Origin of the sequence: Bradyrhizobium sp. NC92 (genome assembly GCF_025200865.1) — a bacterium.
Taxonomy (GTDB): domain Bacteria; phylum Pseudomonadota; class Alphaproteobacteria; order Rhizobiales; family Xanthobacteraceae; genus Bradyrhizobium.
Genome location: NZ_CP104171.1, coordinates 1091908 through 1118335 on the forward strand (window position 1 = coordinate 1091908; position 26428 = coordinate 1118335).

General features: G+C 65.0%; 30 protein-coding genes and 1 pseudogene. 24 read left to right on the forward strand and 7 right to left on the reverse strand.

Annotation, left to right across the window (positions count from 1 at the left end):
* The first annotated feature begins 9 nt into the window (after positions 1–9).
* Positions 10–708 carry a nitroreductase gene (locus N2602_RS05115; protein WP_212254054.1) on the forward strand — a complete coding sequence of 233 codons (699 nt, stop codon included), beginning with the start codon at positions 10–12 and terminating at the stop codon, positions 706–708.
* Between the two features lie 102 nt (positions 709–810).
* Here N2602_RS05115 and N2602_RS05120 read toward each other — a convergent pair whose 3' ends face one another.
* Complete coding sequence (locus N2602_RS05120) at positions 811–1359, reverse strand: sigma-70 family RNA polymerase sigma factor (protein WP_018316216.1); 549 nt, start codon at positions 1357–1359, stop codon at positions 811–813.
* Positions 1359–1592 (reverse strand): NepR family anti-sigma factor, encoded by a 234-nt coding sequence (locus N2602_RS05125; protein ID WP_025032292.1) that lies wholly within the window; start codon positions 1590–1592, stop codon positions 1359–1361. Before N2602_RS05125 ends, N2602_RS05120 begins: the two co-directional genes overlap by 1 nt.
* Positions 1593–1823: 231 nt before the next feature.
* Here N2602_RS05125 and N2602_RS05130 point away from each other — a divergent pair, with 231 nt between their 5' ends.
* The 11 genes and pseudogenes from N2602_RS05130 (at position 1824) to N2602_RS05180 (ending at position 12770) form a co-directional block, all read left to right on the forward strand.
* The gene (locus N2602_RS05130) at positions 1824–2630 is read left to right on the forward strand and encodes a response regulator (RefSeq protein WP_172785067.1); all 807 of its coding nucleotides are present in this window, start codon (positions 1824–1826) and stop codon (positions 2628–2630) included.
* Positions 2631–2788: 158 nt separating this feature from the next.
* Positions 2789–3414, forward strand: a pseudogene (locus tag N2602_RS05135) (nuclear transport factor 2 family protein).
* 238 nt (positions 3415–3652) lie between these two features.
* Positions 3653–4075 (forward strand): hypothetical protein, encoded by a 423-nt coding sequence (locus N2602_RS05140; protein ID WP_260381962.1) that lies wholly within the window; start codon positions 3653–3655, stop codon positions 4073–4075.
* 108 nt (positions 4076–4183) lie between these two features.
* On the forward strand, positions 4184–6061 hold the full coding sequence (htpG, locus tag N2602_RS05145; protein WP_260381963.1) for a molecular chaperone HtpG: 1878 nt from the start codon (positions 4184–4186) through the stop codon (positions 6059–6061).
* A 176-nt stretch (positions 6062–6237) separates the two neighbouring features.
* Complete coding sequence (locus N2602_RS05150) at positions 6238–6519, forward strand: DUF3551 domain-containing protein (protein ID WP_260381964.1); 282 nt, start codon at positions 6238–6240, stop codon at positions 6517–6519.
* 210 nt (positions 6520–6729) lie between these two features.
* Positions 6730–8544, forward strand: coding sequence for a long-chain-acyl-CoA synthetase (locus tag N2602_RS05155; protein WP_260381965.1), 1815 nt, complete (start codon positions 6730–6732; stop codon positions 8542–8544).
* A 144-nt stretch (positions 8545–8688) separates the two neighbouring features.
* Complete coding sequence (locus N2602_RS05160; RefSeq protein ID WP_015688794.1) at positions 8689–8934, forward strand: acyl carrier protein; 246 nt, start codon at positions 8689–8691, stop codon at positions 8932–8934.
* Entirely contained in the window at positions 8921–10303 is a 1383-nt protein-coding gene (locus N2602_RS05165; RefSeq protein WP_260381966.1) for a class I adenylate-forming enzyme family protein, read from the forward strand. The genes N2602_RS05160 and N2602_RS05165 overlap by 14 nt, the downstream gene beginning before the upstream one ends.
* Entirely contained in the window at positions 10296–11018 is a 723-nt protein-coding gene (locus N2602_RS05170; RefSeq protein WP_260381967.1) for an SDR family NAD(P)-dependent oxidoreductase, read from the forward strand. The genes N2602_RS05165 and N2602_RS05170 overlap by 8 nt, the downstream gene beginning before the upstream one ends.
* Positions 11019–11144: 126 nt before the next feature.
* The gene (locus tag N2602_RS05175; protein WP_172785028.1) at positions 11145–11354 is read left to right on the forward strand and encodes a hypothetical protein; all 210 of its coding nucleotides are present in this window, start codon (positions 11145–11147) and stop codon (positions 11352–11354) included.
* Positions 11355–11618: 264 nt separating this feature from the next.
* Positions 11619–12770, forward strand: a complete 1152-nt coding sequence (locus tag N2602_RS05180) for a DUF3095 domain-containing protein (protein WP_260381968.1) — start codon at positions 11619–11621, stop codon at positions 12768–12770.
* Here N2602_RS05180 and N2602_RS05185 read toward each other — a convergent pair.
* From N2602_RS05185 to N2602_RS05195, 3 genes are all read right to left on the reverse strand, one after another.
* Positions 12767–13201, reverse strand: coding sequence for a DUF2147 domain-containing protein (locus tag N2602_RS05185; protein ID WP_172785026.1), 435 nt, complete (start codon positions 13199–13201; stop codon positions 12767–12769). The genes N2602_RS05180 and N2602_RS05185 overlap by 4 nt on opposite strands.
* A gap of 108 nt (positions 13202–13309) precedes the next feature.
* A complete protein-coding gene (locus tag N2602_RS05190; protein WP_260381969.1) occupies positions 13310–14695 on the reverse strand; it encodes an MATE family efflux transporter in 1386 nt (461 codons plus the stop codon).
* A gap of 82 nt (positions 14696–14777) precedes the next feature.
* Positions 14778–15305 (reverse strand): GNAT family N-acetyltransferase, encoded by a 528-nt coding sequence (locus N2602_RS05195; RefSeq protein ID WP_260381970.1) that lies wholly within the window; start codon positions 15303–15305, stop codon positions 14778–14780.
* A 245-nt stretch (positions 15306–15550) separates the two neighbouring features.
* Between N2602_RS05195 and N2602_RS05200 the strand changes: the two genes are divergently transcribed.
* From N2602_RS05200 to N2602_RS05255, 12 genes are all read left to right on the forward strand, one after another.
* On the forward strand, positions 15551–16147 hold the full coding sequence (locus tag N2602_RS05200) for a superoxide dismutase (protein ID WP_172785023.1): 597 nt from the start codon (positions 15551–15553) through the stop codon (positions 16145–16147).
* 257 nt (positions 16148–16404) lie between these two features.
* The gene (locus tag N2602_RS05205) at positions 16405–17016 is read left to right on the forward strand and encodes a permease (protein ID WP_172785022.1); all 612 of its coding nucleotides are present in this window, start codon (positions 16405–16407) and stop codon (positions 17014–17016) included.
* Complete coding sequence (locus N2602_RS05210; protein ID WP_172785021.1) at positions 17013–17513, forward strand: hypothetical protein; 501 nt, start codon at positions 17013–17015, stop codon at positions 17511–17513. The genes N2602_RS05205 and N2602_RS05210 overlap by 4 nt, the downstream gene beginning before the upstream one ends.
* 56 nt (positions 17514–17569) lie before the next feature.
* Entirely contained in the window at positions 17570–17812 is a 243-nt protein-coding gene (locus N2602_RS05215) for a hypothetical protein (protein WP_172785020.1), read from the forward strand.
* Between the two features lie 2 nt (positions 17813–17814).
* Positions 17815–18570, forward strand: coding sequence for a metal ABC transporter ATP-binding protein (locus tag N2602_RS05220; RefSeq protein WP_260381971.1), 756 nt, complete (start codon positions 17815–17817; stop codon positions 18568–18570).
* A gap of 6 nt (positions 18571–18576) precedes the next feature.
* Complete coding sequence (locus N2602_RS05225) at positions 18577–19446, forward strand: metal ABC transporter permease (protein WP_212254067.1); 870 nt, start codon at positions 18577–18579, stop codon at positions 19444–19446.
* Between the two features lie 2 nt (positions 19447–19448).
* The gene (locus N2602_RS05230; protein WP_260381972.1) at positions 19449–20312 is read left to right on the forward strand and encodes a metal ABC transporter substrate-binding protein; all 864 of its coding nucleotides are present in this window, start codon (positions 19449–19451) and stop codon (positions 20310–20312) included.
* A gap of 56 nt (positions 20313–20368) precedes the next feature.
* Entirely contained in the window at positions 20369–21418 is a 1050-nt protein-coding gene (locus N2602_RS05235; RefSeq protein WP_260381973.1) for a GTP-binding protein, read from the forward strand.
* The gene (locus tag N2602_RS05240) at positions 21418–22437 is read left to right on the forward strand and encodes a WD40 repeat domain-containing protein (RefSeq protein ID WP_172785230.1); all 1020 of its coding nucleotides are present in this window, start codon (positions 21418–21420) and stop codon (positions 22435–22437) included. Before N2602_RS05235 ends, N2602_RS05240 begins: the two co-directional genes overlap by 1 nt.
* A 132-nt stretch (positions 22438–22569) precedes the next feature.
* The gene (locus N2602_RS05245) at positions 22570–23286 is read left to right on the forward strand and encodes an MgtC/SapB family protein (RefSeq protein ID WP_172785015.1); all 717 of its coding nucleotides are present in this window, start codon (positions 22570–22572) and stop codon (positions 23284–23286) included.
* Positions 23287–23365: 79 nt separating this feature from the next.
* Positions 23366–23926, forward strand: a complete 561-nt coding sequence (locus tag N2602_RS05250; RefSeq protein WP_260381974.1) for a hypothetical protein — start codon at positions 23366–23368, stop codon at positions 23924–23926.
* A gap of 59 nt (positions 23927–23985) precedes the next feature.
* Positions 23986–24324, forward strand: a complete 339-nt coding sequence (locus N2602_RS05255) for a hypothetical protein (protein ID WP_260381975.1) — start codon at positions 23986–23988, stop codon at positions 24322–24324.
* Between the two features lie 151 nt (positions 24325–24475).
* Here the strand turns inward: N2602_RS05255 and N2602_RS05260 are convergent, their stop codons facing one another.
* Together N2602_RS05260 and N2602_RS05265 are read right to left on the reverse strand one after the other, a co-directional pair.
* Entirely contained in the window at positions 24476–25918 is a 1443-nt protein-coding gene (locus tag N2602_RS05260) for a homospermidine synthase (protein WP_260381976.1), read from the reverse strand.
* 78 nt (positions 25919–25996) lie between these two features.
* Positions 25997–26386, reverse strand: a complete 390-nt coding sequence (locus tag N2602_RS05265; protein WP_172785229.1) for a RidA family protein — start codon at positions 26384–26386, stop codon at positions 25997–25999.
* Between the last annotated feature and the right edge of the window lie 42 nt (positions 26387–26428).

The following is a 26428-nucleotide window of genomic DNA, read 5'->3' on the forward strand; positions in this document are numbered from 1 at the left end:
AGCTGAGTGATGGACGCACAAGTGAAACAAAACGACCGCATCGGTGTGCTCGAAGAGCTCCTCAACGAGCGCTACTCCGTTCGCGCCTTTCTCCCTAAGGAGGTCGATCGCGCTATCATCGAGCACGTGCTGGCGACCGCGCAGCGCACGGCGTCCTGGTGCAACAGCCAGCCCTGGCAGATCATCATCGCCAGCGGCGAGGCCAAGGAGCGCTTTCGCAAGGCGATTTACGCCGAAGCTTCGAAGGGTCTCGGCGATGATTACGACTTCACGCCACCGCGCGAATATGCCGGCGTCTATCTCGATCGCCGCCGCGAGAGCGGCTTCCAGCTCTACAACACGCTCGGCATCGCCCGCGGTGACAAGGCGGCCTACGCCAAGCAGGCGCTGGAGAACTACAATTTCTTCGGCGCACCGCATGTCGCCATCATCCACACCAACGAGCCGCTCGGCATCTATGGTGCGATCGATTGCGGCGCCTATGTCTCCAACTTCATGCTGGCGGCGCAGGCGCTCGGGCTCGGCACCATTCCGCAGGCCGCGCTGGCGCGGCATTCGGGACTGATCCGCCGCCACTTCGATCTGCCCGGCGACCGCCGCGTCGTCTGCGGCATCTCGTTCGGCTATGCGGACCATGCGCACAAGGTCAACAGCTACCGCACCTCGCGGGCGAGCGTGGCCGAGACCGCGACCTTCGTGGATGTGTGATCGCGCGCCGTGAGCCCGATGCCATCAGCGTCGGACGCGCGCGCGAAGACGGCCGTGGAAACGGCCGTCTTCCTCTCGTCCCGGTTCGATTGACGCCGGCGGTCAGCCGCCGCTGCCGCCGATCACGGCTCGCACGGTCTCGTCCGGGCCGAAATCCTCGGCGCCGTCGACATAGAGCAGCGCGGCGAGCTTCGAGCGGGCGCGGTTGACGCGGCTCTTGATGGTGCCGACCGCGCAGCCGCAGATCGAGGCCGCGTCCTCATAGGAGAAACCGGACGCGCCGACCAGGATCAAGGCTTCACGCTGATCCTGTGGAAGCTTGTCGAGCGCGGTGCGAAACTCCTCGAATTCGAGATGCGCATTCTGCGAAGGCTGGGTCTTCAGCGTCTTGGCATAGTTGCCTTCGGCATCCTCGACCTCGCGCCGCCGCTTGCGATAGTCGGACCGGAACAGGTTGCGCAGGATCGTGAACAGCCAGGCCGGCAGGTTGGAGCCGGGCTGGAACGAGTCGATGTTGGCGAGCGCGCGCAGCAGCGTCTCCTGGACCAAATCGTCGGCGCGGTCCGCATTGCCGCTGAGCGAGATGGCGAAGGCGCGCAGACTGGGCACGGCCGCCAAGATGTCGTTACGCAGGGAGTCCGTGAGAGGCATTAATCCCTCCCATTGTTGTTGTCGTTGGATCCGCCCTCATTTTCCACGTGGGGTGACGCTCCCGGCGCATCAAGCTTCTTGATCAGTTCTGCGAACCGATCTGGAACCCCCTGTCGTACGACATCGTCGTACATGGCGCGCAACTGGTGCCCAATCCGGGATTGAATTTCCGGAGTGAGGCCTCCCTTGCCGGGGGTCGTGCTTCTGCTGGCTTGAGACTTGAGATCTTTCATGACCTGTTCCACGTTTCCCCGAGTTAAGTGACTGTAAAATCGAGAAGTTTTCTCAACCGGGAGCCGTTCCCTGGATAGGCACAATTCCAGCTGCGCCAAAAAGTTCCCAGCTTGGCGGAACTTTTGTTGAGGTGAGGCGTAGACAGCCCAGCAGGGGAACCTGGGCCCCCCGCGTGATGCCTGACCTCAGGATTGGACCTCAAGGTTGGCCCGAAGACGAATGGAGTGGGGATGTCCCGTTCACAGGTAGTTGCTGAACACTTGCCGCTGTTGCGCCGGTACGCGCGGGCTCTGACAGGCAGCCAGGCCTCCGGTGACGCCTATGTCGCCGCCATGTTGGAAGCCATGCTGGGCGATCCCTCGGTGCTCGACGAGAGCCATGGGCCCCGGGCCGGCCTGTTCCGGCTGTTCACCCAGATCTGGAATTCGGTCTCCATCAATGACGATGCCGAGGTGACGACCCTGCCGATGCCACCGGAGCGGCGGCTGTCGAACATCACCCCGCTGCCGCGACAGGCCTTCCTGCTGCTCTCGCTCGAGGGCTTTTCCGAAGAGGAAGTCGCCTTCATTCTCGGCACCGACGTCGCCGAGACGCGCCGTCTTGCCGACGCAGCCGGACGCGAGATGGCCGCCGAGATCGCCACCGACGTGCTGATCATCGAGGACGAGACCTTCATCGCCATGGATCTCGAGAGCCTCGTGAAGAATCTCGGCCATAACGTCGTCGGCGTCGCCCGCACCCATGCCGATGCGGTGGCGCTTGCCAAGAACAGGCGACCCGGCCTGATCCTCGCCGATATCCAGCTTGCCGACGGCTCGTCGGGCCTGGACGCCGTCAACGAGCTGCTGCGCACCTTCGAAGTGCCGGTGGTGTTCATCACCGCCTACCCGGAGCGCTTCCTCACCGGCGAGCGTCCCGAGCCGGCGTTCCTGATCTCAAAGCCGTTCCAGCCCGCGATGGTGTCGGCGGTGGCGAGCCAGGCCCTGTTCTTCCAGCGCAACTCGCGCAACCGTACGCCGAAGGCGCCGGCGGCGTAACAGAGCGCTAGCGGCTTGCCTATTGGCGAGTTTGGTCCGGCGTGCCGCGAGGCACGCCGGATTTTTCATGCCGCCCGCCCGCTTGACGGGCGCTGAATTCGCCGCCCATAGCTGATGCAGCAGCTGCGCGTGCGACCACGCCAATCGGAGACGGGCCCATGGATCAGCAACTCCTCGACCGTCTCGCCATCCGCGACCTCGTCGAGAACTGGGCGGTGTGGCGCGATGCCGGCGACTGGGAGCGCTTGCCACGGTCTGGCACGAAGAAGGCTGGATGTCCGCGACCTGGTTTCAGGGGCCGGCACGGGATTTCATGCGCGTCAGCCAGGAGGGTTTTGCCAAGGGGGTGCGCATCCTGCATTTCCTCGGTGGCACCAGCATCGATCTCGCCGGCGAGCGGGCCATCGCGCAGACCAAGATGACGATCTCGCAGCGCGGCCTCGTGCACGACGTGCTCTGCGACGTCGTTTGCACCGGACGCTTCTACGATTTCCTTGAGAAGCGGCATGACAAATCAGGTACCGGCAAATGGGGCATCGTCCGCCGCCAGCCGATCTACGAGAAAGACCGGATCGATCCGGTCGATCCCGCCGCGACGCTTCGCCTCGACCAGACAGCGCTCGCTGCACTCCCCGAAGGCTACCGCCACCTCGCCTACATGCAGGAGCTGATCGGCTACAAGGTCAAGCGCGACATGCCGGGCCTCACCGGCACTGAGGTCGAGAAGCTCTATAGGGAAGGGCGCGAGTGGCTCGCCGGCAAAGGCGAAGTAGACGCCAGATAAAAGTAAGGCGCGACTGGCATCACCACAGTCGCGCCCTACGTCGCCGGCTTATGGGGCAGGGGGGAATAGCCGGCTGCTGAGACGACTCCCGTGCGCTAAAGTCGTTCCACACGTCGCGAAATATTTTGCCGGTCTGCTGCATTTTTCGCACACGGTTAAGTGATCGTAACGGCCAAGAACCCCCGGTCCTTCGGCGGAGTTGTTCCCGCGATCGCCATGGGGCGAGGGATCGACAGCCATGTCACAGATTCAAAAGGTTTTTTTGAGCGCCATCGCGATCGCCGCGACGCTCGGTGCCGTGCAATTGGCCTCCGGCCACGATCTCGCCGACCGCTGGCAGGCGGTCGGCGAGATCTCCAGCCACAGCTCCAGCATCGCCCCGGGGCACAACGTCAATCGTGTCGCCAAGGCAGACCGGCTCGCCGAGATCAAGCCGGCAGCTGTGCCCACCCGGACGGTGTCGATGCGCCTGAACGACCTCGCCGATACGTCGGTGCTGCTGAGGGTCCCCGCCGTCATCGAGACCGGCAATGCCAAGTCGCCGGTGCTGCTCCAGAACCAGAAGAAGCCCCGCAACAAGCCGACGATCGCCTGTGAGCCGATGGTCAGCTCCCTGACCGAGGTCGCAAGGCTGCTCCAGCCCGGTCGCTGCGTGACCTGACCCGCGCCGCCAGGGTGGCTTGGCGGACCCAGACTTCACATCCTCTTGATCCGCCGTTGCATCGCGCTATATCCGGGTTCCCTCCCTTTTGTTTGACCGGGTAAGCGCATGACGACGTCAGATACGGCTGTGCATACGCAGCCTTTCCAGGCCGAAGTTTCCGAACTGCTGCACCTGATGGTGCACTCTGTCTATTCGGAAACCGACATCTTCCTCCGCGAGCTCATCTCCAACGCCTCCGATGCCTGCGACAAGCTGCGCTACGAGGCCATCGCAAGTCCCGCCCTGCTGGGCGAAGGCGACGCGCTCAAGATCCGCATCATTCCGAACAAGACGACCAAGACGCTCACGATCGCCGACAACGGCATCGGCATGGAGCGGCAGGAGCTGATCGACCACCTCGGGACCATCGCCCGCTCCGGCACCAAGGCGTTCGTGTCCAAGCTGAAAGAGGCCAAGGACGGGCTCGGCCTGATCGGCCAGTTCGGCGTCGGCTTCTATTCCGCCTTCATGGTCGCCGATAAGATCGTCGTGATCAGCCGCCGCGCCGGCGAGAGCGACGTCTGGACCTGGAGCTCCCAGGGCGGCTCCGGCTTCGAGATCGCCCGTGCCAGCGTCGAGGAGACGGCGCGCGTGACGCGCGGCACCGAGATCGTCCTGCACCTGAAGGACGACGCCAAGAAATATCTCGAGACCTACGAGATCGAGCGCATCGTCACCGCCTATTCCGACAACATCCTGTTTCCGATCGAGCTGGTGCCCGAAGACGGCGAGCCGCGCCAGATCAATTCGGCGAGCGCGTTGTGGCAGCGCTCCAAATCCGAACTGACGGCTGACGACTACAAGAAGGCCTATCAGCAGATCGCCTCCGCCTTTGACGATCCCGCGATGACGCTTCACTATCGCGCGGAAGGGCGTTACTCCTACGCCGTGCTGCTGTTTGCGCCCTCGACCAAGCCGTTCGACCTGTTCGAGCCGAACCGCAAGGGGCGGGTAAAGCTCTACGTCCGGCGCGTCTTCATTACCGATGACGCCGACCTGTTGCCGGGGTACCTGCGCTTCATCCGCGGCGTCGTCGACAGCGAGGATCTCCCGCTCAACATTTCGCGCGAGATGCTGCAGAACAATCCGCAGCTGGCGCAGATCCGCAAAGCCGTGGCGACCCGGGTCGTATCCGAGCTCGAAAGCCTCGCCGAGAAGGATCCGGAGAATTTTGCCAAGATCTGGGACGCCTTCGGCGCGGTGCTGAAGGAAGGCATCTACGAGGATTTCGAGCGGCGCGAAAAGCTGCTCGCGCTGTCGCGCTTCACCACCACGTCGGGCGAGAAGCGGTCGCTGAAGCAGGTGATCGGCGATTTCAAGCCGAACCAGACCGAGATCTATTATCTCGTCGGCGACAGCATCGAGCGGCTGAAGTCCAATCCGCGGCTGGAAGCTGCCACCGCGCGCGGCATCGAGGTGCTGTTGCTGTCGGATCCCGTCGATGCGTTCTGGACCTCGATGCCCTCGGAGTTCGAGGGCAAGCCGCTGAAGTCGCTGAGCCAGGGCGATCTCAACCTCGACCTGATCCCGCGTATCGACGAAAAGGACGAGCCGAAGAAGGACGAGCCGGCTGCGGACGAAGCCGCCACCATCGCCGTGATCAAGGCCGCGCTCGGCGAGCGCGTCAGCGACGTCAAGGCCTCGACGCGCCTCACCAGCTCGGCCTCCTGCCTCGTCGCCGACAGCCAGGGCCCGAGCCGCGAGCTCGAGCGCATCTTGTCGCAGCAGAATCGCGGCATGAAGACCAAGCCGATCCTCGAGATCAATCTGCGCCATCCGCTGGTCACCGCGGTCACCAAGGCGCAGGCTGGCTCGACGGTCGTCGACGATCTCAGCCTGCTCCTGCTCGAACAGGCGCAGATCCTGGACGGCGAATTGCCGGAAGACCCGGCAGCGTTCGCGGCGCGGCTGAACCGGCTCGTCTTGCAGGGACTCGGCGGCTAGCGCCGCTTCGCAGCATCGTTCCGACCGGGGGCCGCCCGGGTCGTCAAACCGTTCGGCGCGCATCGGCTCTGGCGCTGCGCGTCCCACTCAACTTGACGTCAATTGGCCCGAGGAACAGTCGCGAACGACGAGATGATGTGTCATATGAAGCGACGTCACTATTCGAGGATTTCCCCATGCGCTTGTCATTCCTCACTCTTACCGCGATCTTCACGCTGCTGGGCGCAGCGGATGCCAGCGCGCAGCGATACGATCCGGCCTATCCCGTCTGCATGCACCGCTACGTCGGTGGCGGCCCTGGTGGCGGAGGCAGTGACTATTTCGACTGCTCATTCACCTCGTTGGAACAGTGCCGCGCCACGGCCTCGGGCCTTGCCGCGACCTGCGACCTCAATCCCTATTACGCCTTCAACGAATCGCCGCCGCCGCCGCGCCGGCGTCCCAAGAAGGTGCACTAGGTGAGTCAGCCGGGCCCAAGCCCGCGACATTCTGCATTCTTTGCTCTTTCGACCTGGTCACACGCGTCGGCGCGCTGCCGGCGGGCGCGACCTTGGCTGCGCGCTGCCGACGACGGTTAATCGCGCCCTAACCGGGTTTTACCTTGTCTCTTAACGCCTGGGTCAGGGCGCGCGGGCTAAGCTGCCGGAAACCGCAGACCGCCCGAAAGAGTGAACAATATGACCACCGGCGTCATCGAGCAGCCGAAAGCCGCGCGCGCACCGTCGGCTTCCAAGATCTGGTTGAGGGCGATCGAGCTCACCGCGCGGATCGAAACGCTGCCGGGCCGACTGTTCGCTGATGTCATCGACGATTGGGCGCAGCGCCAACCGAACCGCGTTGCGCTGGTGGCGGACGAGGCAAGCCTCGATTACGAAGGCCTGTCGAGGAGGATCAACCGCTACGCCCGCTGGGCGCGCTCGGTCGGCCTTGCCAAGGGCGACACCGTCGCGCTGATCATGCCGAACGGCATCGACTATGTCGCGGCCTGGCTCGGCATCAGCCGTGTCGGCGGCGTGGTCGCGCTGATCAACACTAAGCTCGTCGGGCCATCGCTCGCGCACTGCCTCGACGTGGCAAAGCCGTCGCATCTCATCGTTGCGCATGCTCTAACGGGGATGCTGGACAGCGCGGCGCCTCATCTGAAGGCGCAGGCCAAGGTCTGGACGCACGGCGATGGCCGCGGCGAGCGCGCGATCGATGACGCGCTTGCCGTTCTTGATGACGGCCCGCTCGCTTCGGAGGAGCATGGCGACGTCACCATCGACGACCGTGCGTTGCTGATCTACACCTCGGGCACCACTGGCCTGCCGAAAGCAGCCAGCATCAGCCACCGCCGTATCCTCAATTGGGGCTTCTGGTTCGCCGGCCTCGCCGGCGCGACGCCGCAGGATCGGCTGTACGATTGTCTGCCGCTGTTCCATTCGGTCGGCGGCATCGTCGCGCCGTGCAGCATGCTGGCCGCCGGCGGCTCGGTGGTGATTGCGGAAAAATTCTCGGCCTCGCATTTCTGGTCCGACATCGTCCAGCACGACTGCACGCTGTTTCAATATATCGGCGAGCTCTGCCGCTATCTGCTCAAGGCCGCGCCCTCGGAATACGAAAACCGGCACCGCCTGCGGCTCGCCTGCGGCAACGGCCTGCGCGGCGACATCTGGGAGGATTTCCAGGCGCGCTTCGCCATTCCGCGCGTCCTCGAATTCTACGCCGCGACCGAAGGCAATTTCTCGCTGTTCAACGTCGAGGGCCAGCCGGGCGCCATCGGCCGTATCCCGCCGCTGCTCGCGCACCGCTTTCCTGCCAGTCTCGTCAAGCTCGACCCCGATAGCGGCGCGCCGCTGCGCAATGACGAGGGCTTCTGCATCGCCTGCAGCCGCGGCGAGGCCGGCGAAGCCATCGGCCGCATCGGCACCGCGGACGAGGGCGGGGGACGGTTCGAGGGCTACACCGACGAGGGTGAGACCGAGAAGAAGATCCTGCGCGACGTCTTCGCCAAGGGCGATGCCTGGTTCCGCACCGGCGATCTGATGCGGATGGACGACAAGGGATTCTTCCATTTCGTCGATCGTATCGGCGACACGTTCCGCTGGAAGGGCGAGAATGTCGCGACCTCCGAGGTGAACGACGCGGTGCGCGATTTCAGCGGCGTGGTCGATGCCACCACCTATGGCGTCAGCGTTCCCGGCGCCGACGGCCGGGCCGGCATGAGCGCGATCGTCGTGAACGAGGGCTTTGACATCAGCGCGCTGCCCGCCCATCTGGCGCAGCGCCTGCCGGTTTACGCCCGCCCGCTCTTCATCCGCATCTCGCGCGAGCTCGATGCCACCGAGACCTTCAAGCAGAAGAAGGGCGAGCTGGCTCGCGAGGGGTTTGACCCGGCCGCGGTCTCCGATCCGTTGTTCATGCTCGATCCGACATCCGGCGCCTACGTTTCGCTGGACGAGAAGGCGTATGCGGCAATCGCGGGCGGCACGATCAGGCTGTAGAGCAACCGAAATCGAGAGATAGGTCCAATTTTATCTGAATTGTCCAAGAAGCCATTTACTTCTGTCGGGTAAACAGACCGCCATGGGGAGGCGGTCATCAAGAGCCGCCGCAACAACGAGATCGATAACAAAAGCGAGCCAGCCATGTCGGTAAGATCAAAGGTCATTGAAGCGATCCAGCAGATCGCCAAGGAGCAGCACGTCACGCTTCCCGCCCTCTCGGACGATCTGTCCCTGCATGAGACGGGTTTTGACTCGCTCGCCTTCGCCATCCTGGTCGCGCGCCTCGAGGACGAGACCGGCGTCGACCCCTTCACCATTTCCGAGGACGCTGCGTTCCCCGCCACGGTGGGCGATTTCGTGCGGGCCTACGAAAATGTCCCCGCGTGAGATCTTTGCGCTTCGCGACCATCTCGGCGCTGAGCTGAAAGGCCGCACCATCTCCGATGCGCACGATGTCGTGTCGCTGACCGACATCCTGTCGCACACGGTTCTGGGCGGCCGGCTGCACGAATTGTCAGGCCGCGCCGTGCTGCTCAAGCTGTCGGACCAGCTCCGGTCCGGCCTTGCCATGATCGAGCTCGACGGCATCGCCCGCCGCATGCTGCTGTGTCCGCCGGACCTCAATCCGGCGCATCTCGATGCATTGATTGCGGACGCCGGGATCGATGCTGTCGTCACCGATGAGCCCGATCGCTGGGCTGCGTCCGACGTGCCGCTGATCGTCACCGCGCAATTGCCGCTTCAAGCCGCCGCGCCGGCCAGGACCGAGCGCGCCACCGAGTGGCTGATGCTGACTTCGGGCACCTCGGGCGTGCCAAAGATCGCCGGCCATACGCTGGAAGCGCTGACCGGCGCGATCGTCGCCGAAGCCCCCGCACGCGGACCTGCACCGGTCTGGGCGACGTTCTACGACATCCGCCGCTATGGTGGCCTGCAAATCTTTCTCCGCGCCATCCTCTCCGGCGGCTCGTTGGTGCTATCCGATCCCCATGAGGCGCTCGCCGATCACGTCGCGCGGCTGAAGGCGCGCAATGTCTCGCATATCTCCGGCACGCCCTCGCACTGGCGCAAGCTCCTGATGAGTGGCTCGGCCGCGCAATTCGCCCCGGCTTACGTCCGCCTCTCCGGCGAGATCGCCGACCAGGCCGTGCTCGACGGCCTGAAGGCGGGATTTCCCAATGCGTCAGTCGGCCATGCCTATGCCTCGACCGAGGCCGGCGTTGGTTTCGCCGTCAATGACGGGCTGGAAGGCTTTCCGGCCGACTATCTCGGCAACCGCAACGGCGTCGAGATGAAGGTCGTCGACGGCTCGCTGCGCATCCGCTCGGCGCGCACGGCCCATGCCTATATCGGCCGCAATGCCGCCGCGCTCACCGACGACGACGGGTTTGTCGACAGCGGTGACATCGTCGAGCTGCGCGGCGACCGCTATTATTTCGTCGGCCGCCGCGGCGGCATCATCAATATCGGCGGGCTGAAGGTCCACCCCGAGGAGATCGAGGCGGTGATCAACCGCCATCCCGACGTGCGGATGTCCCGCGCGAAGTCGCGCAAGAGCCCGATCACCGGCGGCATCGTCGTCGCGGACGTGATCCTCGCTGAGGGCACCGATCCTGCGCGCGCGAAAGAGATCCGCGACCAGATCCTCGCGCTGTGCCGCGCCCAGCTCGCATCCCACAAGGTGCCGGCGGTGCTCCGCTTCGTCGAGGCGCTCGACGTCACCCCGGCCGGAAAACTGGCGCGCACCGATGCATAACGTCCTCGTCACCGGCGGCAGCCGCGGCATCGGGCTCGCGATCGGCAAGCGCCTGGTCGCCGCCGGCTTCAACGTCATCGCGGCGGCGCGGCGCGAAAGCAACGAGCTCAACGCGGCCATCGCTGCCGCCGACGGCCGCCTGCATTTCCGCGCCTGCGATCTTGCCGTAATCGATGCGATCCCGGCTTTCGCGAAGCTCGTGCGCGACGAATTCGGCCCGATCTACGGCCTCGTCAACAATGCCGGTCTCGGCACCGAAGGCCTGCTCGCCACCATGCACAATTCCGAGATCGAGGCGCTGGTGCAGCTCAACGTGCTGTCGCCGATCATCCTCACCAAATATGTGGCCCGGCAGATGATGGCTGACGGCGCCGGCCGCATCATCAACATCTCCTCCATCATCGCCACGACAGGCTACAACGGCCTGTCCGTCTACGGCGCGACCAAGGCCGCCGCGACCGGCTTCACCCGCTCGCTCGCACGCGAGGTCGGCAAGCTCGGCATCACCGTGAACGCGATCGCGCCGGGCTTCATCGACACCGAGCTGACGCACACTCTCTCCGACGAAGGCCGCAAGCGCATCGCCGGCCGCAGCGCGCTGCGCCGGTTGCCGGAGACGGACGACGTCGCGCGCATGGTGGAATACCTTCTGGGCGACGGCGGCCGCAACGTCACCGGTACCGTGTTCACCATCGATGCCGGGAACACGGCGTAAGCGGAACCCGGCTGCCACAATTACGTTGATCGGGCGCAATGACAGCCAGCCGGATTTGGTCGTAAGATGCCCCGCAATCGATTGGGTTACGTCAATCGATCTGCCCTAGTCGAAGAGGAGCAGTCGATGGCCACTTCAAACATGACCGCTTCAAATCGGGCCCTGACGGAGCCAGTCCGTGTAAAGCCGGATGAGGTTCGCTGTCCGCCGATGTCGCATCAGAATTCCGGCGCTCACGGTCACGAGATGTATCCGCAGCAATTCGTGCGTCTCGTCGGCTGCCACGATGTCCCTGCATCCCGGCTGCGCAAGCGCGAGGACGAGCAGCTGCACTAGCCGCTCACGGCCGCTGCTTCGGCAAGTCGATTCGTTCGTGTGAAAATTCCGGCGGCCCTCAACCTCTTGGAGCCGACCGTCGATAGCCGCTCTCCCCGGGCGGTCGTTTGATGCCGATCAATGATACGTCGCGCCATTGCAACGCGGCCGCATCTTGTTGTCCGGGCCGGTTTCGGCCAATGATCGAAAGCGGGTGCCGGCCAGCGAACCCGGATCGATCCTGCCACGTATTTTGTTTCGCGTTCCAACCATCCGGTAATCCCGATGAGCTCAGGCGAGTCCTTCTATGGCGGCATTCCCGTCTTCCGAGGCTTCACCAGCCTGATGGATCCCACACTCTATGCGCCGCTGCCGGACGACTGGAGCATCGGTGTGGCCGATATCGTCGATTCGACCAAGGCGATCGCGGCGCAGCGCTACAAGGCCGTGAACATGGCGGGCGCCGCCGTGATCGCGGCGGTGACCAATGCGCTGCAGGGGCGGGAATTCCCCTTCGTATTCGGCGGCGACGGCGCCAGCTTCGCGGTCGCGCCTGACGATGTCGAGCTTGCCCGCGAGGCGCTGGCGGCGACCGCGACCTGGGTGCGGGAAGACCTCGATCTGACCATGCGCGTCGCATTGGTGCCGGTCAGCGTCATTCGCGCACAGGGCCTCGACGTGCGCGTCGCCCGGTTCGGGCCGTCGCCCAATCTGTCCTATGCGATGTTCTCGGGCGGCGGGCTCGCCTGGGCCGACGCCGCGATGAAGCGCGGCGAGTTTGCCGTCGAGGAGGCGCCCGCCGGCACGCAGCCGGACCTCTCGGGCCTGTCGTGTCGTTTCGAGGTGATGCCGGCTGCGCGCGGCCTGATCCTGTCGGTGCTGGTGATGCCGGCGCGCGGCGTCGATCCGCCGGCCTTCCGCAAGGTGATCGAGGACATCATCCATCTCGTCGAGCGCAGCCCGGAGGGCGGGCGCCCGGTGCCGCCGCAGGGGCCGCCGCTGAAATGGCCGCCGCAGGGCGTGGAATTCGAGGCCCGCACCAGGCGCGGGGGGCCACTGCTCGCGCGCAGAGCCAGCGTGCTGGCCTATACGCTGTTCGCCTATCTCATCATGCGCTTCGACATCAAGATCGGCGGCTTCGTGCCCAGCCTCTACAAGCGCCAGGTCGTCGAGAACTCGGACTTCCGCAAATATGACGACGGCCTGCGCATGATACTGGACTGCACGCCGCAGCTCGAGCGCGCGTTGAACGATCGTCTCAAAGCCGCCGCGCGCGAAGGCATCGTGCGCTACGGCCTGCATCGGCAGGACGCCGCGATGATGACCTGCTTCACGCCGTCGGCACTGCGCAGCGATCACGTCCATTTCATCGACGGCGCGCGCGGCGGCTATGCCTCGGCGGCGACGGCGTTGAAGGCGATGATGGCAGCGGGTTAGCGGCCCGTGCGCGTCCAGGTCTCGCCGCCGCAGAGCGCGCCGACGCAGCCTTCGACCCGCAGCGCGTCCGCGCCAGTCAGGCTGATGTTGCTCGCATAGGTGCCGCCGTCGTCGGCATTGTAGATCTGGCCCGACCATTTGTTCGGTCCCGCCGGCTCCATGCCGCTGAACAAGGGCAGGCCGATCATCGGACGCCTGGCGAGCGCGGGATTGGGATTCTTGCTGTCGGTGGCGGGCTGGCCGGTCGCGGTGTCCATGGGCTCGCGCAGCCAGACGATGTGGCCGCAGATGCCGCCGCCGCATTTGCTGATCTTGACGCGCGCATCGCCCGCCTGGGTGAGCCAGGTCCCTTCGGCGTTCTGCGCATAAGCGGAAGGCGCACCGATCAGCGCAGCCAGAATGACGGTGAGAGCGGCGAATCTGAATGTCATGGAGAGGAGCCCTGGAATGGAGGCGCCTCCATAGCAGCAAATCGAGCGCGCGCAACGCCTGATGGAATCACATTCCTGCGTTCAGTTGCCCGAACATTTTGCCTGCGATCATTTGCCCCAGCGCGCGAAAGCGACCGAGGCAGCGGTCGAGAGCCCGAACACGACCATGGCGCCGCCGACCAGCGCGAACAGGGTCCAGGCCGGAGCCTGCGCGGTCATCAGTCCGATGCCGCCGATCGCGACGATCAGAAGCCGTGCCGTGGAAGCGAGCACGGGCCCGCCGACGCGTGCGGCGCCTTGCGAGGAGAAGTAGAGCGACACGCCCATGCCGAAGAACACGAAGGCTGGACCGGCCCAGTGGAAATAGCTGTGCGCGGCGGCGGTGACGCCGGGATCGCGCGTGAACAGCCCCACCCACAGCGACGGCGCGAGCGCAACGGCGAGGCCGATCAGGCCCACCGTGAGTCCTGAGGCCGCAGCCGCGGTCCAGGCCACACGCCGCGCGCGCTTCACATGTCCGGCGCCGATCGCCATGCCGACCATCGGCACCGAGGCGATGCCGAAGGCGAAGGTGATCGGGATCAGCAGAAATTCCAGCCGCGAACCGATGCCGTAGCCGGCCAGCATCTCGGTGCCGAAGGTCGCGAGGATCTTTGTGAAGATCAGGATGGTGAGCACGGTCTGAAGCGGCGACAGGCAGGCCACCGCGCCGACTTTGAGAATGTCCAGGAACATCGCGCGCTCGAAATGGAAGGCGCGGAGATCGAGCGGCAGCCGGCTGCGGCCGGACAGGAGATACCAGAGGAAGAACAGCGCGGCGCAGCTGAACGCGATCAGCTGGCCGCTGGCCACCCCCGGCATGCCGAGTTGCGGCACGCCGAACAGCCCGAGGCCCAGCGTGCCGCCGAGCACGATCTGCAGCACGCTCGTCCCGATCAACGTCATCGAAGGCAGGCGCATGTCGCCGGTGCCGCGGATCACCGAGGCCAGCGTGTTGACGAGCCAGATCGCGACCGCGCCGGAGAACAGCACCTGTGAATAGCCGCTGGCCTCCTCGAGGACGCGCTCGCGTCCGCCGAGCAGCGCGAAGAAGGAGCGACCGAAGGCGAGCATCATCACCGTGAAGAACAGCCCGCCGCAAAGGCCGATGATGGCGGCATGCAGCGCCAGCGTCGCGGCGCGGTCGCGATCCCCTGCGCCGAGCGCGCGGCTGATCGCAGAGGAGACGCCGCCGCCCATCGCGCCGGCGCTCATCATCTGCGTCAGCATCGCGAACGGAAACACCAGCGCGATCGCGGCGAGCGGGATGGTGCCGAGCCGGCCGATATAGGAGGTCTCGGCCACCGCAACCAGCGTGCTGCCGACCATCGCGATCATGTTGGGGATCGCGAGCCGCAGCAATGTCGGCAGGATCGGCGCGGTCAGGAGGCTTGCGATGGGGGAGGCGACCGGCGCAACCGGCGGGACGGCATCTGCGGGGGCGTCGATCGTCATGTTCACCGGGCGGAATATTAAATGATGATCGACATATTATAAGAGAATGAGGCGGCCGGCGCAGCCCTGGCTCATGCAGGGCTCACCACGGCAGGCCGCATAGGTCGATCGTGCCCAGCGTCGGTGCGCGCACGATGTGGAAGACATAGGGCGCCATGTAGGTGAACCGGATCCGCCCTTCCGGCTGCTCGCAATAGACCTCGCCGTTGAAGGGCAGCCAGCTCCGGGCCTGGTAGAAGGCCGCGTTGTGCGGCTCGCAGACCAGCAGGGCGAAACGGACCGCCTCGTTGGCGCGGATCGTATGCACCGCTGCCTCGATAGCCGTGGTTGCATAGCCACGGCCGCGCTGGTCCTCGCGCGTGGAGACGCCGCCGATGCCGCCGACATGAACCTTCTGTCCGTTCCAGGTGATGGTGCGGAAGTAGATGCCGACGTGGCAGACGAGACCGTCCTCGGGCGTCTCGAGCAGCACGCGGAGATCGGCATTGGCCCATTTGACGTGAGCCCAGGGCTTGCCTGCGACCAACTGCGGTGCCCAGACCGCCTGAAGCAGCGGCTCCGCGATCGGCCACGAAGCGTCGCCGTTCAATATGTCGATTTCGATGCTCATGGCGTGGTCCTCCACAGCTCCGTTTCGTGGCGCGCTTGTTCTGTCTTAAGCGCTTCAAAGGCAATGATATTTTACCACGGCCCGCAGGCCTGATCGACGGTGGCCGATTGCGATCAATTTGTGCATTCGGGCACGGCGCGCCCCGTCACGCCTTTTCGCAAATTCTGAGGTATTTAATGGCGGCGGAACCTTCTATAAGGGGTGACCGTTAGAACTCGTTCCCCACCAGTTGCGGACAAGAAGCCATGACCTTTACGCTGCCCCCACTTCCTTACGCCTATGACGCCCTCGGCCAGTACATGTCGAAGGAGACGCTGGAATATCACCACGACAAGCATCATCAGGCCTACGTCACCAACGGCAACAACGCGCTCAAGGGGACCGAATGGGAAGGCAAGTCCCTTGAAGAGATCGTCAAGGGCTCGTTCGGCAAGAACCCTGCGGTGTTCAACAACGCCGGCCAGCACTACAACCACATCCATTTCTGGAGCTGGATGAAGCCCAATGGCGGCGGCACCAAGCTGCCGGGCAAGATCGAGAAGAAGATCAACGAGGACCTCGGCGGTTTCGAGAAGTTCAAGACGGACTTCCAGGCGGCCGGCGTCGGCCAGTTCGGCTCCGGCTGGTGCTGGCTCCAGGTCAAGAACGGCAAGCTCGAGATCTCCAAGACCCCGAACGGCGAGAATCCGCTGGTGCACGGCGCCACCCCGATCCTCGGCTGCGACGTCTGGGAGCACTCCTACTACATCGACTATCGCAACCGCCGCCCTGATTATCTCAAGGCGTTCGTCGAGAACCTCGTGAACTGGGAATACGTGGAGTCCCTGTTCGAGAAGGCGTGACGATGTCATTCCGGGGCGCGCGAAAGCGCGAGCCCGGAATCCATTGTCCGTTCGGGTGACGCCCGATGGATTCCGGGCTCGGCGCTGACGCGTCGCCCCGGAATGACAGAAACAAAGGCGGTCGCAGGCGCGACCGCCTTTTTTGCTGTGCGGAATTGCCCTGCGCCGAGCGCGCACGGGTCTGTCATCGTACCGTTTGCATCGGGGGAACACGGCCCTTAATCAGGGCGGGCATCATCCTCGAGCGACCCAGCCCGTTGTCAGAACCTTCCCCGAACAATCCGGCGCCTGGCGGCGACGCGGAATCCGAGCCGCGGCCGGGCCGGGTCCGCAAGCCGATCGGCTGGTCGACCATCATCATCGCAGCTCTGGTGGCGGTGAGTGCGGCACTGGTCTGGCGGCGCGACGGCACCGACGGCGTTCTGGACATACTCACCCACGATCTCTCGCTGTTCTCGGGCATCCTGCCGCGCGTGCTCGCCGGCTGCCTGCTCGGCGCCTTCATCTCGGAAATCCTGCCGCACGAGAAAGTCTCGCGCTCGCTCGGGCCGAAATCCGGGCTGATGGGCCTGCTGATCGGCACCGCCTTCGGCGCAATCCTGCCCGGCGGTCCCTTCACCGCCTATCCGGTCGCCAGCGCACTCCTCGCGGTCGGCGCCGATTTCGGCGCAACCATCGCCATGGTCGTGAGCTGGACGCTGATCGGCTATGGCCGGGCGGTCGCCTGGGAAATCCCGATCATGGGCACCGATTTCACGCTGTGGCGGATTTTGATCTCGCTGCCGCTGCCCGTGCTCGCCGGCGCGCTCGGCCGCTTCGTCTACATCAGGCTCTATCCGAAGCCCCTCGCGAAGGACGACGAGAGTTGAGCGCAGCGCTTCTGATCGACGTTCTGCTGTGGGGTTCGGTGCTCGGCGTCGGGCTGATCGCCTTTCGCCGCGGCGCGCCGGTGTTCAAGGCATCCTTGCGCGAAGGCACGATGGACTTCGTCAACATCGTGCCGCGGATTGCGCTCGGCGTGATCGGCTCCGGCTACATCGCCGCCATCATCCCGCAGGAGGTGATCACCGGCTGGCTCGGCCCGGATAGCGGCTGGCTCGGGGTTGCCACCGCCGTGGTCGCCGGCGCAGCCACGCCCGGCGGCCCCGTGGTCGGCTTCTCCATCGGCACCGTGGCGCTGAAGTCGGGCGGTGGGATGCCGCAGGTGGTCGCCTATGTCGTCGCTTGGGCGTTGTTTGCCTTCCAGCGGGTGATCTTGTGGGAGATCCCGTTCATGCCCGCCCGTTTCGTCTGGTTCCGCTGCGCCGTCTCGGTGCCGTTCCCGTTCGTGGCAGCGGCGATCGCCATGGTGATCGGCAAGCCCTGAGCCGGGATGTCGGTCCAGCCGTGGACAGGCGTAATGTTATAATATAACGTCTGCAAATGGCTCCCGCCGCGTCCCACGCCCACCAGCACGACCATGCTCATGGCCACTCCCACGGTCACGGCGACGAGCATTCGCACGGGCACGATCACACCCACGCCCATGTCCACGATGCGGCTTCGCCGCACCCCGCCCAGGCCGCGCCCTGGTCGATCCTGCGCATGACCATGGCGGGCCGTCTCGCGGCCGCGCTCGCCGTCTGTGCCGTGCTGTGGGGCATCGTCTTGCTGGCGATGAGGTGAGGATGGCAGCGCTGCATTTCCACAATGTCACGCTCGGCTACGACCGGCACCCCGCCGTGCATCATCTCAGCGGCGAGATCGCGCCGGGTGCGCTGGTTGCGGTGATCGGTCCGAACGGCGCCGGCAAGTCGACGCTGCTGCGCGGCATCGTCGGCATCCTGAGGCCGCTCGACGGCAGCATCCATCTCGGCGGGCTCGACAGCAGGGACATCGCCTATCTGCCGCAGAGTGCGGAGATCGACCGCAGCTTCCCGATTTCGGTGTTCGATTTCGTCGGCACCGGGCTGTGGCGTGGCACGGGCCTGTTCGGCGGCATCGGCAAGGCCGCGCGCGACAAGATACTCCGCGCAATCGGAGCCGTTGGCCTCAGCGGGTTCGAGAACCGCCCGATCGGCACGCTCTCCGGCGGCCAGATGCAGCGCGTGCTGTTCGCGCGGGTGCTGCTCCAGGATGCCAGCCTGATCGTGTTGGATGAGCCCTTCAACGCCATCGACAGCAAGACCACCACCGACCTGCTTGCGCTGGTGAAGCGCTGGCACGGCGAGGGCCGCACCGTGCTCGCCGCGCTGCACGACATGGAGATGGTGCGCAACCATTTCGCCGAAACACTGGTGCTGGCGCGCGGCCCGGTCGCGTGGGGACCGACGGCGGAGGTGCTGACGCCGGAAAACCTGCTGGTCGCGATGCGGATGTGCGAGGCATTCGACGACAGCGCGGCGGCCTGCGCGGCCGATGATATCAGCTCGCGGGCGGCCTGAACTCCGATGCTCTATGACGCGCTGATCGGTCCGTTCACCGAATTCGAGTTCATGCGGCGGGCGCTGGCCGCCGTGATCGCGCTGGCGCTGGCGGGCGCGCCGATCGGGGTGTTCCTGATGCTGCGCCGGATGAGCCTCGTCGGCGACGCCATGGCGCATGCGATCCTGCCCGGCGCGGCCGTCGGTTTCCTGCTCTCCGGCCTCAATCTGTTCGCGATGACGGCCGGCGGCCTGATCGCCGGCTTTGCCGTCGCGATCCTCGCCGGTGTGGTCGCACGCTCGACCGGGCTGAAGGAGGACGCCTCGCTCGCGACCTTCTATCTCGCTTCGCTGGCGCTCGGCGTCACCATCGTCTCGATCAAGGGCACCAATATCGACTTGCTGCACGTGCTGTTCGGCAACATCCTCGCGATGGACGACCAGACCCTGCTGGTGGTCGCCTTCAACGCCACGGTGACGCTGCTGGTGCTCGCGGTGATCTACCGCCCGCTGGTGATCGAGAGCGTCGATCCCCTGTTCCTGCGCACCGTGAGCCGGGCCGGCGGCCCGGCCCATCTCGCCTTCCTCGCGCTGGTCGTCATCAACCTCGTCAACGGCTTTCAGGCGCTGGGCACGCTGCTGGCGGTGGGGCTGATGATCCTGCCCGCGGGCATCGCAAGGTTCTGGTCGCGCGATCTCACCGCGATGATCTGCATCGCCGTGGTGGCCGCTGCCGTCTCCGGCTATGCCGGCCTCGTGCTTTCGTTCCAGACCCGCGTGCCTTCAGGCCCCGCGATCATTCTGGTGGCGACGGTGCTCTACATCGTCTCCGTCCTGTTCGGCCGCGTCGGCGGCATCGTCCGGCAGCTATTTCCCGGCCGGCATCTGGAAGCATGACGATGCGGCTCATCCTGCTTTGTGCACTGTTGCTGATCGCCTCGCCGCTTGAGGCCGCGGAGCGGCTCAACGTCGTTGCGAGCTTCTCGATCCTCGGCGATTTCGTTCGCAATGTCGGTGGTGACCGCATCAACCTGACGACGCTGGTCGGGCCTGACAGCGACGTCCACGTCTATACGCCGGCCCCTAGCGATGCGAAGCGGGTCGCGGCGGCGAAGCTTGTCATCGTCAACGGGCTCGGGCTGGAGGGCTGGCTGCCGCGCCTCGTGCAATCAGCGGGCAGCAAGGCGCAGGTAATCACCGCGAGCGCCGGCATTGCGCCGCTGAAATTAGGTTCGGCCGCTGATCCCCACGCCTGGCAGTCCATTCCCAACGCAAAGATCTACGTCACGGACATTGCCAATGCGCTGGCCGTAGCCGCTCCTGACGACGCGGAGTTCTTCCAAGACCGGGCCAAGGCCTATTTGGAAAAGCTCGAAACACTCGACCGCGAGGTCCGCGAGGCCGTTGGCAAGATCCCAACCGAGCGGCGCAAGGTGATCTCTACCCACGACGCCTTCGGCTATTTTTCCGCCGAGTACGGTATCCAGTTCATCGCGCCCCTGGGCGTCTCCACGGAAACCGAGCCGAGCGCGCGCGATATCGCCGCGATCATCGGCCAGATCAAGGCCCAGAAGATCCCGGCCGTGTTCCTTGAAAATATCACCGACGATCGCCTGATCCGGCGGATCGCGGCCGAGACCGGGGCCAAGGTCGGCGGGACCCTGATTTCGGACGGTTTGACCGGCGAAAAGGGGCCTGCACCCACTTACATTGACATGGTCAGGCACAATATAAAGGCCCTGACCAGCGCGCTTGACCACTAGGGCAGGGGCCACCCCGCCTCGCGTCGCGCGAAAAAGCCTTGAAGTCCGGAGTTGTTATGTCTGAAGCGACCTCCCAGAAGATTCCCGTGACCGTGCTGACCGGCTATCTCGGAGCCGGCAAGACCACGCTGCTGAACCGCATCCTGTCCGAAAACCACGGCAAGAAATACGCCGTCATCGTCAACGAGTTCGGTGAGATCGGCATCGACAACGATCTCATCATCGGCGCCGACGAGGAAGTGTTCGAGATGAACAACGGCTGCATCTGCTGCACCGTGCGCGGCGACCTCGTCCGCATCATGGACGGCCTGATGAAGCGCAAGGGCAAGTTCGACGCCATCATCGTCGAGACCACCGGTCTTGCCGATCCGGCGCCGGTCGCGCAGACCTTCTTCGTCGACGAGGACGTGCAGAAGAACGCGCGGCTCGATGCGGTCGTGACGGTCGCCGACGCCAAATGGCTGTCCGACCGGCTCAAGGACGCGCCCGAGGCGAAGAACCAGATCGCTTTTGCCGACGTCATCGTGCTGAACAAGACCGATCTCGTCAACAAGGGCGAGCTCGCCGAGGTCGAGGCGCGCATCCGCGGCATCAACCCCTATGCGAAGCTGCACCGCACCGAGCGCTGCTCGGTGGCGCTGGCCGACGTGCTCGATCGCGGTGCGTTCGATCTCGACCGCATCCTCGACATCGAGCCGGATTTCCTCGAGGCCGACGATCATGATCACGACCATGATCATCACCACCATCACGACCACGACCATCATCACCATCATCACGGTCACGGCCTCAAGCACTATCACGACGAGGACATGCAGTCGCTCTCGCTGAAGACCGACAAGCCGCTCGATCCCAACGTGTTCATGCCCTGGCTGCAGAACCTGGTGCAGGTCGAGGGCGGCAAGATCCTGCGCTCCAAGGGCATCCTCTCCTTCCACGACGACGACGACCGCTACGTCTTCCAGGGCGTCCACATGATGCTGGAGGGCAACCACCAGCGGAAGTGGAAGGATGGCGAGCCGCGCGAGAGCCGCCTCGTCTTCATCGGCCGCGAATTGCCCGAAGAGGCAATCCGCAAGGGCTTTGAGAGCTGCATCGTCTCGTGATGAAAGAGTTTACGCCGGCTCCCGATTCCGCTTCGATCGTTTCCGTCACCGACCGCGTCAAGCCTGTTGCGCTCGGCATGGCCGTGACCTCGGTGCATTTCCTGAGGGATCGCGCCGTCTTTGTCGGCGGCGAGGAGAACGTCGCATTCGTCGATGCCAATTGCGAGATCACCACGGTCGCCGTGCATGGCGGCGGCATTCTCTCGACCGCCTCCGACGGCAAGCGCATCGTGATGGGCGGCGACGACGGCAAGGTGGTCTCGCTCGACGCCAAGGGCGAGGTGACGCTGCTCGCCACCGATCCCAAGCGGCGCTGGATCGACGCGGTGGCGCTGCAGGCCGACGGCGCCTTCGCCTGGTCCGCCGGCAAGACCGCGACCGTCAAGAGCGGCAAGGCCGAGGAGAAGTCGCTCGACGTGCCCTCGACCGTCGGCGGCCTTGCCTTCGCGCCGAAGGGTCTGCGGGTCGCAATCGCGCATTACAACGGCGTGACGCTGTGGTTTCCGAACATGGCGGGATCGGCCGAATTCCTGCCCTGGGCCGGCTCGCACCACGCGGTCACCTTCAGCCCCGACAACAAGTTTCTCGTGACAGCGATGCACGAGCCGGCGCTGCACGGCTGGCGGCTTGCCGACAACAGGCACATGCGCATGACCGGCTATCCCGGCCGCGTCCGCTCGATGTCCTGGAGCGCCGGCGGCAAGGGGCTCGCGACCTCGGGCGCCGACACCGTGATCATCTGGCCGTTCGGCAGCAAGGAGGGTCCGATGGGGAAGGAGCCTGCCATGCTCGCGCCGCTGCAGGCGCGCGTCTCCGTGGTCGCCTGTCATCCCAAGAACGACATCCTCGCCGCCGGCTATAGCGACGGCACCGTGCTGATGGTCCGCATGGAGGACGGCGCGGAGATCCTGGTCCGTCGCAACGGCACGCCTCCCGTGGCCGCGCTCGCCTGGAACGCCAAAGGCACGCTGCTGGCGTTTGCCGACGAAAATGGGGACGGCGGTCTGCTCGAGCTTTAAACTGTCATCCTTCAGGCCGTAGGGTGGGCAAAGGCGCTCTTGCGCCGTGCCCACATCTCTCTCCGCAAAGCAAAAGTGGTGGGCACGTCGCGCGAAGAGCGCGCCTTTGCCCACGCTACGGCAGCTCAATTCATGCGCTTTCTGACGACCTTCCAGCTTGCCGATTTCGCCGACACGCTGATCAGCCTGACCACGGCCTTCGTGCTGGGCACCTTGATCGGCGCCGAGCGGCAGTACCGCCAACGCACCGCGGGGCTGCGCACCAACGTGCTGGTTGCGGTGGGAGCGGCCGCCTTCGTCGATCTCGCCATGCACCTGACCGGCGCCGACGGCGCGGTGCGGGTGATCTCCTACGTCGTCTCCGGCATCGGCTTCCTCGGCGCCGGCGTCATCATGAAGCAGGGCATGGACGTGCGCGGCCTCAATACGGCAGCGACGCTATGGGCCTCGGCCGCGGTCGGCTCCTGCGCCGGCGCCGACATGGTCGCGCAGGCGGCCGCGCTGACCGTGTTCGTCATCGCCGGCAACACCATGCTGCGCCCGCTGGTCAACGCCATCAACCGCATCCCGCTGAATGAGAAGGCGCTGGAGGCGACCTACTATTTCAAGCTCGCGGTGGCGGCCGACGCATTGCCCGACATGCGCGACCGCCTCGTCGACAAGCTCGAGGCGGCGAAATATGCGGTGGCCGATATCGAAGTCGCCGAGATCAGCGAGGACATTCTGGAGATCGCCGCCAGGCTGGTTGCGAGCGCGGTCGACCCGAACGAGCTGAACGCGGTCGCGACCGATCTGCAGCATCTCCCAGGCGTGCGGCATGCGACCTGGCAAGTCAGCACAACGGAGTGACGCTCGACGGGTAGGCCTTCGTTCGTGGAAATGTTCAGACCCAAGTGGCAGCAGCTGTTAGTTGTGGTAACTGTCGCCCATGATCATGCGGATAGTACTCGGGCTGTCGGTTCTCATGGCCATTCCGGCTCGGGCGGATATGGTCGGCTATCGCGGAGTTGTCGACCTCTCGGTTGAGGCAGGTACGCTTCGCGCGGAGCATCATCACGATTGGGGCGGCGCAAGCCAGAATGCACGATGGAAGATGATCTCGTCGACAAGAGATCCTTTCACAGCGGACAATGACTATTCCTATTTGCGCCTGCGCGACCCCACGATGGGGACCGAACTGTTTCGCCGCCCCGTGCCGGCGCTGACATACATCTGGATTTCGCCCGATCTGAAATATGTAGTCGGGCTTTCCCATGTGATGCTTTGGAATCCGTATCAGCTCGTTGTCTTTTCAAGATCGGGCGATCGCTTGCTCGCGCGCGACATGGTGGGTGCGCCGGGAGCGAGACGGAGCGTGACAAACTGGGTCTATTGGTACAAGGAACCCGCACCGAAGCTAACCATCGTCGAAAAGGAGGCGACTGCCACCCTTTCGGTTGAGAACGAGTCCGGCGTTCCTCGTGAATTTCAGTTCCCCTCAGCCCGCTGACCGGCCGGAACCGGCGCGCCCCAGTTTCGTTGATCCCCCGGACAAAGGCGGTGATCGACATGCCCGGCCGAGATGACAAGCACAGACTGAAGCTCAATCTGACAATCGCCGGTGCGCTGTTCGCAGCAGGCGTTGTGGTATCGGTGATGTCGCTGGCGCAAATCCGCACCGAAAGCCGGATGCAGCTGGCACAGGCGACGCCCCCGCTCCAGGGCACCCCGTCCGACGAACAGAGCAAGGTGCCCGCGGAGGCGAAGCCCGGCGGCGACCGGCCGACCACGCCGGCCCCCGAGCCCGCGCGGCCGGAGCCGCAGACGCAGGGCGCGGCAGGCGCGGCCAAACCAGCACTGCCGCCGGCCCCGGCCGAGAAGATTGCGCCGCCGATTGAGAAGAAGTAGGCGGGGAACGAGCTCTCTATACCGAGACGGTGTCATCGCCCGGCTTGACCGGGCGATCCAGTATTCCAGAGACAGCTATGGAATGCGGAGAAGCCGCGGCGTACTGGATGCCCCGGTCAAGCCGGGGCATGACAGTCGAGCGCTTGCCCCCTTACCGCACCAGAATATTCCGGAACTGCCAGGGGTCGCTGCTGTCGATATCCTCCGGGAACAGTCCCGGACGATCCGTCAGCGGGGTCCAGTCGGTATAAAAACCCTTCACCGGGCCGAGATAGGGCAGCTGAATTTCGAGCAGGCGCTCGAAATCCATCTCGTCGGCCTCGACGATGCCCTCATTGGGGTTCTCCAGCGCCCAGACCATGCCGCCGAGCACGGCGGAGGTCACCTGCAGGCCGGTGGCGTTCTGGTAGGGCGCGAGCTCGCGCGTCTCTTCGATGGAGAGCTGCGAGCCGAACCAATAGGCATTCTTGTCATGGCCGAACAGCAGCACGCCGAGCTCGTCGATGCCGTCGACGATCTCGTTCTCGTCGAGGATGTGGTGCTTCTCCTGCATCTTCCCGGCGCGGCCGAACATTTCATGCAGCGACAGCACGGCATCGTCAGCCGGATGATAGGCATAGTGGCAGGTCGGCCGGTAGATCGCCTTGCCCGAGGCATCGCGCACGGTAAAGTAATCGGCGATCGAGATCGACTCGTTGTGGGTGACCAGGAAGCCATACTGGGCGCCGCGGGTCGGGCACCAGGTGCGCACGCGCGTGTTGGCGCCGGGCTGCATCAGGTAGATGGCGGCGCCGCAGCCGGCTTCATGGGTGTGCGCATTCTCGGGCATCCATTTCTCATGGGTGCCCCAGCCGAGCTCGGATGGCTGCATGCCTTCCGACAGGAAGCCTTCCACCGACCAGGTGTTGACGAAGACGTCAGGCTCCTTCGGCTTCTTCGAGCGCTGGGTGTCGCGCTCGGCGATGTGGATGCCCTTGATGCCGGCCTGCCGCATCAAATCCGCCCATTCGCCCTTGGTCTTCGGCCTGGGGGCATTGAGCTTCAGATCGGCGGCGACATTGAGCAGCGCCTGCTTGACGAAGAAGGAGACCATGCCCGGATTGGCGCCGCAGCAGGAGACCGCCGTGGTCGAGCCGGCTGGACGGGCCTTCTTGGCGGCCAGCGTCGTTTCGCGCAGCGCGTAGTTGGAGCGCGCTTCCGGGCCCTTCGAGGGATCGAAATAGAACCCGAGCCAGGGCTCGTTGACGGTGTCGATGTAGAGCGCGCCGAGCTCGTTGCAGAGCTCCATGATGTCGGTCGAGCCGGTATCGACCGAGAGATTGACGCAAAAGCCCTGGCCGCCGCCCTCGGTTAGCAGCGGGGTCAGAACCTCGCGGTAATTGTCCCTGGTCAGGCCCTTCTGGATGAAGCGGACATTGTGCTTCTCGCAAAGTGCCTTGCGGCCCTCGTCCTTGGGATCGAGCACGGTGATGCGCGACTTGTCGTAGTCGAGATGCCGCTCGATCAAGGGCAGTGTGCCTTTGCCGATGGAGCCGAATCCGACCATGACGATGGGGCCGGTGATCTTCGCGTAGATCTGCGAGGGAGGGCTCATGGGATGGATTCTCCGGAAAGTGCTGGCAGTGAGGGATGGATCAGGCGCTGCGGCGCTTGTCAGATGCTGCGGCGCTTTTTAGGTGCCGCGGCGCTTGGCGGTGACTTCGATCTCGACCTTCATCTCGGGCCTGGCGAGGGCGCTGACGACCAGCAACGTCGCCGCCGGCCTGATGTCGGCGAGGACCTCGCCGCAGACGGCGAAGTGGGCGTCGATGTAGCTGGCGTCGGTCACGTAGTAGGTCGCACGGACGATATCGGCCATCTCGAAGCCGCCCTCCGTCAGCGCGGCGGCGATGGTCTTGAAGCAGTTGCGTGACTGGCTCGTGACATCTGATGGCATCGTCATCGTGGTGTAGTCATAGCCGGTGGTTCCCGCGACGAAGGCGAACTCGCCGTCGATCACGGCACGGCTGTAGCCGACGGTCTTCTCGAGCGGGGAGCCGGTGGAGATCAGGCGACGGGACATGGTCATGGGCCTCGACTGAAGGGGTGTTTCGCGGGGTTTAAA